This is a genomic window from Geobacter sp., from assembly GCF_027327745.1.
Taxonomy (GTDB): domain Bacteria; phylum Desulfobacterota; class Desulfuromonadia; order Geobacterales; family Geobacteraceae; genus Geobacter.
This window is the reverse complement of record NZ_DAHVYG010000013.1, coordinates 1-8,358: the sequence shown is the minus strand read 5'-3', so window position 1 is coordinate 8,358 and position 8,358 is coordinate 1. Positions and strand designations below refer to the sequence as shown.

Genomic DNA, 8,358 nt, shown 5'->3' with positions numbered 1-8,358 from the left:
ATGGGGGCCGCGTCCGCTTCCACCATTTGACCCCCCTCGCTCCCCCCTACTTTGTAGGGGGGAGCGAGCGTAGCGAAGCAGGGGGGTGATAAGGGTGGGAACGATGGCTGAATCGTGGAACAGGCAGGTTAATTCATGGACCAGGAAAAGCTACGGGAATGGGAATACAAATGCATCCAGGAAGAGCCGCCGGAGTGCACGGCGGCCTGCCCGATCCACGTGGATGCCCGGCTGTTCGTGAAGGAGATGGGGCGCGGCGACCGGGAGGCCGCTTTCAAGGTCCTGGCCAAGACCATGCCGTTTCCCGGCATCCTGGGCCGGATCTGCGACCATCCGTGCGAACTCAGGTGCAAGCGGGGAGAGGTGGAAGCGCCTATAGCCATCGGCCTCCTGGAGCGCAACTGCGTGGAAGGCACTGCCGGAAAGGCCAAGATCCAGCTTCTGCCCCGGAGGTCACAGAAGGTAGCCGTCATCGGTGGCGGGTTCGCAGGACTCACCGCCGCCTGGGACCTGCTGAAGAAGGGGTTCAGGGTAACCGTATTCGAACGGAGCGACCGGCTTGGCGGGTCGCTGCACGATATTCCGGATAATCTCCTTCCTCGGGAGGTTATCGACAGTGAGCTTGCCGCGCTGGAAACCTTGAAGGCGGAAATACGCCTCGGTGAACAGCTCGATGCGCAGGCATTCGAGGGAATCTTCGCTGAATTCGACGCCGTTTTCATCGACCGCGAAGGGGTATCAGGGTGCGATTTCGAGATCGGAAGGGACGGCGCGGGTGAGATCGCGGCAGATGCCGCAACCGGCGCCACCGATCGTGAGGGGATATTCGCCGGCGGCGGAACCGGGGCAAAGGGGGGTTATTCTCCGGTCAACGAAGCGCTGCAGGGGAGGAAGGGCGCCCTCTCGATCGAGCGGTTCATCCAGAATGTACAGCTCGGAACCGGCAGGGAGAACGAGGGCCCTTTTAAGACCCGGCTCTTCACAAGCATCGAGGGGATCGGGCAAGAGCCCCGGATCGTCCCCCGGAATGCCGAGGCCGGGTTCACCGCCGACGAGGCGAAGGGAGAGGCGGCGCGCTGCCTCCAGTGCGAGTGCATGGAGTGCGTGAAGGTCTGCCTCTACCTGGAGCGCTACGACGGATACCCGAAGAAGTACGCCCGTCAGGTCTTCAACAACGAGCGGGTCATCTTCGGCGCGGCCCACACCAAGAACCAGTTCGTCAACTCCTGCAGCACCTGCGGCCTCTGCGAGACCGTCTGCCCCAACGATTTCTACATGGGGGACCTCTGCCTGGAGGCCCGCCGCACCATGGTCGAGCAGAAGCTCATGCCCGCCTCCTTCCACGAGTTCGCCCTCCAGGACATGGCCCACAGCGGCGGCGAGCGCTTCGCGCTGAGCCGTCACGAACCGGGGAAGGATAAGAGCGACTGGCTCTACTTCCCGAGCTGCCAGCTCTGCGCCACCTCCCCGGTGGAGGTGCTGTCGTCCTACCGCTTTCTGCGGGAGAAGCTCTCCGGCGGGGTCGGGATCATGCTCGGCTGCTGCGGCGCCCCCGCCTACTGGGCCGGACGCGACGACATCTTCCGGGAGGCGCGGGAGACTCTCCGCCGTGAGTGGGAAGCGATGGGGAGACCCCGGGTCGTCACCGCCTGCTCCACCTGTCAGAGTCTCTTCAGGGATAATCTCCCGGAGATGGAGGCGGTCTCAATCTGGCGGGTCCTGGAGGAGAGCGGACTCCCCGATTTGAACCGGTGCCGCGCCGCGGGGACGACCGTGGCCATCGCCGACCCCTGCATCACCCGCCACGACCCGGAGACCCGGGAGAGTGTGCGGCGGATCGCCCGGGCGCTCGGCATCACCATCGACGAGCTCCTCCTTTCCGGCGACAAGCCCGAATGCTGCGGCTACGGTGGCCTCATGTTCAACGCCAACCCGAAGCTCGCCAAAAAGGTGATCGACCATCGCACCAATGCGGAAGCGCCCCATCCGGCGAAGCCCTTCACGCAACCGGGCGGCTGGCACCGGACCGGGCGACAGGAGGGGACCGACACCGCCTACTACCGCACCGGGGTGAGCGGGCACGACTATCTGGCCTATTGCGCCATGTGCCGCGACAGACTGGTCGCAGCCGGCAAGAGGGCGAGCCACCTGATCGAGCTCCTCTTCCCGGCCGTGGAGGGGGGAGACCCGGCGGCCCGCGGCTGGATATCCTGGTCCGATCGCCGGACGAACCGCGCCAGGGTGAAGGAGGCGATCCTCCGGGAGCTGGGCGAGACTGGAGGGGGGACCGTGGAAGAGTACGAGAGCATCAGGCTTGTCATGACCGACGAGGTGCGCAGACGGATCGACGAGCGGCGGATCCTGGAGGACGACATCCGGCGGGTTATCGACCATGCGGAGCGGACCGGCAGACGGCTGAGGAACAACGAGGCCGGGGCGTACCGGGCCTGCCACCAGCCGGAGAACGTCACCTTCTGGGTCGACTACACCCCGGGGGACGAGGGGTTTACGGTCCATAACGCGTACTGCCATCGGATGAAGATCGTGGGGGTCAAGAAATGAGCCTGTCGGAAGAAGCGGCGGCCTGGAACTGCAGCGCCTGCGGGGGAGCGCTGGAGATCGTGAAGGTGGGCTTCACCTACATGAAGGGGAACTTCGAGGTGGACCTTCCGGCCTGTCGCGCCTGCGGCCTCGTCCTGGTGTCCGAGGATCTGGCCACCGGGAAGATGGCAGATGCGGAGCGGATCCTTGAGGACAAGTAGGGGCGAGCGAGCATTTCCGGAACCTGGCGGCGTTTTGCTTCCTCCCCCATTGTGCGGCGTAGCGCTGCTACGCCTCCGCCGGGGTCGTCGCAAAGCCTTGCCAGAACCCGAAACTGCTCGCTCGACGGACGCTTAATCAGAACTATGGATGTTACAATGGACGCATTTGAGTATGAATCGGTAGTTTTGCGCGCGGTGACCGGCCCGACGATCCGGCCGGGAGGCTTGACGCTCACCGATCGGGCGGTCGGGTTCTGCAGTTTCCCTCCCGGAGCCAGGCTTCTCGACGTAGGGTGCGGCGCCGGTGCCACCGTAGAACATCTGCGCAGCCGCTACGGCTTTGCTGCCGGTGGTGTGGACATCTCCCGGAGGCTGATCGCGGAGGCACTGGTCCGCAACCCGGCGCTGCCGCTGGCGGAGGGGAGGGCAGAGGCACTCCCCGTCGAAGGGGAGAGTCTGGACGGCATCTTCTGCGAATGTGTCCTCTCAATCGTTGAAGAACCTCACGGGGCGCTGGCGGAGTTTCGCCGGGCGCTTCGCTCCGGGGGCTTTCTGGTCCTCAGCGACATGTACGACCGGGAGGCGTCAGCCCGAGGGGAGCTGGAGAAGCGGCTCTCCGAAAGCGGTTTCTCCATCCTCCTCCGGGAAGACCATACCCCGCTTCTCAGGGAGCTGGCGGCCCGGCTGGTTCTGACCCACGGCTCCCTGGAGGGGGTCTGGTGCAACGCCGGCGGGTGCGTGGCCGGCGCGCGGTCGGGGTACTATCTGCTCATTGCGCGAAAAGACTAACCGGGGGAGGACAAAACCGTGGACGAAACCCTGCTGAAGCTGTTGGAACTCTCCTACAAGGGTTACTACTGCAGCCAGGTCCTGGTCATCATGGCCCTGGAGGCCCAGGGTAAGGAGAACCCCGACCTGATCCGGGCACTGGGGGGGCTGGCTAATGGCTGCGGCTCCGACGGGGGGATCTGCGGCACCCTGACCGGCGCCGCCTGCCTCCTTGGACTCTATGCCGGTAAGGGGACCGACGACGAACACGAAGACGAGATGCTGAAGTACATGCTGAACGACCTGACGGTGTGGTTCGAACAAACCGTCGGCAGCCGCTATGGCGGCATCACCTGCGGCCTGATCGTAGGCGACCGGACCGAGGTCCGGCAGCGCTGCGGGGCCATAGTTGCGGAGACCTACGACTACGCGATGCAGCTCCTGGCCTCAAGCGGCTACGACGTAAGCCGGGGTCAGGATTAACGACGGGTCTGACCATGAATGTCGAGTCGAAGATAGAACCCCTGGCCACGGAAAGCCTCTGCCCCCGCTGTCTTGAGCGGATTCCGGCCGAGCGGCGCTGCGAGGGCGGCGAGGTCGTCCTCGTCAAGAGCTGTCCGGAGCACGGCGACTTCCGGACCCCGGTCTGGCGGGGGGGGCCTGCGCTTTCCGGCTGGTCCCGGCCGAAGGCAGCAGTCCATTCCTCCGTGGACCATCCCGGGACGCAGAGGGGCTGTCCCTTCGACTGCGGCATCTGCCCGGGGCACCGACAACAGTCGTGCACGGTCCTCCTGGAGGTGACCGGCCGCTGCAACCTGGCCTGTCCGGTCTGTTTCGCCGACGCCGGCCGGGAGAACGGCACCGACCCCTCCCCGGAGACCATCGCCGGCTGGTACCGGACCGCGCTCCGCAGGAGCGGGCCCCACAACATCGTCCAGCTCTCCGGCGGCGAGCCGACGGTGCGCGACGACCTGCCGGCCATCGTCAGGATGGGACGGGAGCTGGGGTTCCCCTTCATCCAGGTGAACACGAACGGGGTGCGGCTTGCCGCCGACCGGGAGTATGCCGGGGAGTTGAGGCGCGCCGGGCTCTTCTCGGTCTTTCTCCAGTTCGACGGCACCGATGACGCCGTCTACCGGGCGGTCCGGGGGCGCCCCCTCCTCGCCGAGAAGCTGCGGGCCATCGAACACTGTGCGGCCGCCGGTCTCGGCGTGGTGCTCGTCCCGACCATCGTCCCGGGGGTCAACACGGGGAATGTGGGGGCCATCCTCAGGCTGGCCCTGGAGCTTGCGCCGGCCGTGCGCGGGGTCCATTTCCAGCCTGCCGCCTTCTTCGGCCGCCACCCCGAGCCCCCCGCCGCTGCGGCCCGCGTCACACTCCCCGACCTGATGGGGGCCATCGAGGAGCAAACCGACGGGCTAATGCGGGTGGAACATTTCCGGCCGCCGGGGTGCGAGCACCCGCTCTGTTCGTTCCACGGCAATTTCCTCCGCCAGCCGGACGGCGGGCTCAGGGCCCTGACCGAGCACACGCCTCCCTGCTGCTGCGGCTCCCCGGAGCCGGAGAACCGGGGGACCGGCAAGGCGGTCTCCTTTGTCACCCGACAGTGGGCCGCTCCCGCGGATGGCGACAGCATCGCCGGCATGGACAGCTTCGACGCCTTCCTGGAAAACCACCGGATCAACACCTTCGCCGTCTCCGCCATGGCCTTCCAGGATGTCTGGAACCTGGACCTGGAACGGGTCCGGGAGTGCTGCATCCACGTGGTCGCCCCCGATGGCCGGATGATCCCGTTTTGCCTCTACAACCTGACCTCGGCCGAGGGGAAGCCACTTTACAGAAACAAGAAGCCCTCCGATTGGCTCTAATAAAGTTACCCCCCTTTGAAAAAGGGTGGCCAGGGGGGATTTCTGGCGACATCACAGGCAAATCCCCCTGAATCCCCCTTTTTCAAAGGGGGACTGGAACTCGCGTGTGTTCTGACTTGATTGGTTTACAGGAAGATCCTCCTATGAGCACATCCCCACTGGAATCGTGGATCAAGACAAAGATCGGCATTTCGGCGCAGGAACCGCTGACCCGGGGCGCCCTGGAGAGCTACCAGCTGCACCGGCTGCGGGAGACGGTGGAGTACGCCCGGCAGCATTCCCCCTTCTACCGCTCCCGGCTGGCTGAGGTGCGCGGCGAAGAGATCCGTGCCCCGGAGGATATCGCCCGGCTCCCTTTCACCACCACGGCGGAGCTGCTGGAGGATGAGCGCCGCTTCCTCTGCGTCTCCCAAGGTGAGATCGAGCGAGTGGTGACAATCCGGAGCTCGGGAACCACGGCGCCTCCCAAGAGGCTCCACTTCACCGCCGAGGACCTGGAGCTGACGGTCGATTTCTTCCACCGCGGCATGTCGACCATGGTAAAACCGGGTGATCGGGTCCTCATTCTCATGCCCGGGGAACTTCCCGGCAGCGTCGGCGATCTCCTGGTGAAGGGGCTCCGTCGTATGGAGGTTGAAGGTATCGTTCACGGCCTGGTCCGGGATGCTGGCGAGGTCATCGAGCGGATCGTTTCTGAGGAGATACATTGTCTGGTGGGGCTACCGGTACAGGTGCTGGCCCTCGCGCGGCACCCGGATGCCGCGCGGATTCCGCTGGGCTGGCTCAAGAGCGTTCTGCTGAGCGCCGACCATGTTCCGTCGTCCGTCGTCCGGGTACTTACTGCCGCCTGGGGGGTGCGCGTCTTCAACCACTACGGCATGACCGAGATGGGGCTCGGCGGCGGGGTCGAATGCCGGCGCCTGCGCGGCTACCACCTCAGGGAGGCCGATCTCTGGTTCGAGGTGGTCGATCCGGAGAGCGGCCGGCCGCTTCCCGATGGCGAGCCCGGGGAGGTGGTCTTCACCACCCTGACCCGCCGCGGAATGCCGCTCATCCGCTACCGGACCGGCGACCGGGCGAGATTTTTGCCCGACCCCTGCTCCTGCGGCACCGTTCTGCGCCGCCTGGAGCGGGTCAGGGGAAGGCTTGCGGGGGACATCATCCTGGCGGGAGGACACCGGCTGAACATCGCCGAGCTGGACGAGGTGCTTTTCCCCCTCCCGTTTCTCCTCGACTACCAGGCCGTGGTGAGGAGCGACGATGGCCGGGCCTGTCTGGACATCGCCATCGAGACTACGGCGGCCGCGGGTGGAGAGGCCCCGCCTCTCGTGCGCCGGGCGCTCCTGGAGGTCCGGGCGGTACGGAGAGCGGTGGCGGACGGAAGGCTCATGCTGGGGGCGGTCGGTCGTGACGCCTTCGCCAGGTCCATAAGCATAAAGAGAACGGTCGTCGACCGGAGAAAGGAGCAGTAATGTTGATTTCGTGGGCGGTGGACGCCATCTGGCCGGTGCTGGAGCGGGGCGAAGAGCTGGTGCTGGCGACGATCATAGCCAAGTCCGGTTCGGCCCCGTGTCTGGCGGGGTCGAAGATGATTGTCCATGGGGACGAAACCTCCGTCGGCACCATCGGCGGCGGGGTGTTGGAGGCGGAAGGGCAGAGAAGGGCCGGCGAGGTGTTCAGGACCGGGGTCTCGCAGATCTTCACCTTCGACCTCTCCGGCCGTGACGCGGCCAGCATGTCGATGATCTGCGGCGGCCGTGTGGAGGTGTTTCTGGAGCTGATCGATCCCGACCCGGTCAACCTTGAGGTCTTCCGGAGCCTGCGCGAGGCGCTGCGCAGCGGGGAGAAATGTTTCGTGGTCAGCGATCTTGGGGAGTACGACGGCGACATCCGGCGGATCAGTCGCTGTATCGTGAGGGGGGACGGCTCGGTCACCGGGGAGTTCCATCATCCCGCGGAGTGGCTCGCCACCCTGGCGGAGCAGGCGCACCGCTCTACCTACCCGGTCCTCGCCACCCTGGGAGCGCGGCGTTTCCTTGTGGAGCGCTGCTATACGCCGAGCACCGTCTACATACTCGGGGCCGGCCACGTCTCCCAGCATGTGGCGGAGCTGGCGGGAAAGGTTTCGTTCCATACGGTGGTGATGGACGACCGGGAGGAGTTCGCCAACCGGGAGCGGTTCCCCACGGCGGGTGACGTCATCGTCCTCGATTCCTTCACGGGCTGCTTCGCGGGAATGGAGGTGGGTGGAGACAGCTACGTCGTCATCGTGACGCGGGGCCATACCCACGACAGGGTTGTGCTGGAACAGGCGTTGCGGACGAAGGCGGGCTACATTGGGATGCTCGGTAGCAGGAAGAAAAGCGTGGAAATCCGGAAAGCCCTGCTGGCCGAAGGGTTCGGCGAGACGGATGTCAACCGCTTCAACTGTCCCATCGGCCTCAAGATCGGTGCCGAAACCACGGCGGAGATCGCGGTCAGCATCGTGGCGGAGCTGATCCAGGCCAGGGCGAACCAGGGAGAGTAGATGGCCGGCGCCGTGACAGCCGTGGTTCTCGCGGCGGGATATTCCTCGCGGATGGGAGAGTTCAAGCCCCTTCTTCCTCTCGGCGAGGTCACGGTCCTGGAGCGGGTCGTGACCCTCTTTCATGATGCAGGAATCAGCGATGTCCGGGTAGTGACCGGCCACCGGGAAGCGGATCTGAAACCCCGCCTGGAGCGGCTCGGGGCCCGTGCCGTGGCGAATCCCGACTACCGTGACGGCATGTTTTCCTCGGTGGCGGCAGGGGTGGCAACGGTCGGGGCTGAAGTGGAGGCCTTCTTCGTGCTTCCGGTGGACGTACCGTTGATCAGGCCGGAAACCGTCAGGCGGCTCATTGACGCTTATCTGAACAATCGGGCCGACGTCGTCTATCCCCGTGTTCTCGGGCAGAGAGGGCACCCGCCCCTCATAGCCGGCC

The 8,358-nt window shown here is 65.7% G+C and carries 8 protein-coding genes; all 8 read left to right on the top strand.

The annotated features are described in order from the left end of the window. Positions 1 to 135: 135 nt before the first annotated feature. Positions 136 to 2,562, top strand: a complete 2,427-nt coding sequence (locus tag M6689_RS02590) for a pyridine nucleotide-disulfide oxidoreductase/dicluster-binding protein (RefSeq protein WP_298267467.1) — start codon at positions 136 to 138, stop codon at positions 2,560 to 2,562. Continuing rightward, entirely contained in the window at positions 2,559 to 2,762 is a 204-nt protein-coding gene (locus tag M6689_RS02585) for a DVU_1557 family redox protein (RefSeq protein ID WP_298267465.1), read from the top strand. Before M6689_RS02590 ends, M6689_RS02585 begins: the two co-directional genes overlap by 4 nt. 156 nt (positions 2,763 to 2,918) lie before the next feature. Beyond that, the gene (gene trsM / locus M6689_RS02580; protein WP_298267463.1) at positions 2,919 to 3,551 is read left to right on the top strand and encodes a DVU_1556 family methyltransferase; all 633 of its coding nucleotides are present in this window, start codon (positions 2,919 to 2,921) and stop codon (positions 3,549 to 3,551) included. 18 nt (positions 3,552 to 3,569) lie between these two features. Then, a complete protein-coding gene (locus M6689_RS02575) occupies positions 3,570 to 4,013 on the top strand; it encodes a DVU_1555 family C-GCAxxG-C-C protein (RefSeq protein ID WP_298267461.1) in 444 nt (147 codons plus the stop codon). Positions 4,014 to 4,027: 14 nt separating this feature from the next. After that, complete coding sequence (gene trsS, locus M6689_RS02570) at positions 4,028 to 5,398, top strand: radical SAM (seleno)protein TrsS (protein ID WP_298267458.1); 1,371 nt, start codon at positions 4,028 to 4,030, stop codon at positions 5,396 to 5,398. A 143-nt stretch (positions 5,399 to 5,541) separates the two neighbouring features. Then, positions 5,542 to 6,870, top strand: coding sequence for a DVU_1553 family AMP-dependent CoA ligase (locus tag M6689_RS02565; RefSeq protein ID WP_298267456.1), 1,329 nt, complete (start codon positions 5,542 to 5,544; stop codon positions 6,868 to 6,870). After that, positions 6,870 to 7,925 carry an XdhC family aldehyde oxidoreductase maturation factor gene (locus M6689_RS02560; RefSeq protein WP_298267453.1) on the top strand — a complete coding sequence of 352 codons (1,056 nt, stop codon included), beginning with the start codon at positions 6,870 to 6,872 and terminating at the stop codon, positions 7,923 to 7,925. The genes M6689_RS02565 and M6689_RS02560 overlap by 1 nt, the downstream gene beginning before the upstream one ends. After that, positions 7,926 to 8,358 (top strand): nucleotidyltransferase family protein (locus M6689_RS02555; RefSeq protein ID WP_298267451.1); only part of this gene is annotated, 433 nt, incomplete at its 3' end.

What these genes read in the sequence shown, in the direction of transcription:
- M6689_RS02590 (WP_298267467.1), top strand. Translation starts at nt 136, where the DNA reads ATGGACCAGGAAAAGCTACGGGAATGGGAATACAAATGCATCCAGGAA.
- trsM (WP_298267463.1), top strand. Translation starts at nt 2,919, where the DNA reads ATGGACGCATTTGAGTATGAATCGGTAGTTTTGCGCGCGGTGACCGGC.
- M6689_RS02560 (WP_298267453.1), top strand. Translation starts at nt 6,870, where the DNA reads ATGTTGATTTCGTGGGCGGTGGACGCCATCTGGCCGGTGCTGGAGCGG.
- M6689_RS02585 (WP_298267465.1), top strand. Translation starts at nt 2,559, where the DNA reads ATGAGCCTGTCGGAAGAAGCGGCGGCCTGGAACTGCAGCGCCTGCGGG.
- trsS (WP_298267458.1), top strand. Translation starts at nt 4,028, where the DNA reads ATGAATGTCGAGTCGAAGATAGAACCCCTGGCCACGGAAAGCCTCTGC.
- M6689_RS02565 (WP_298267456.1), top strand. Translation starts at nt 5,542, where the DNA reads ATGAGCACATCCCCACTGGAATCGTGGATCAAGACAAAGATCGGCATT.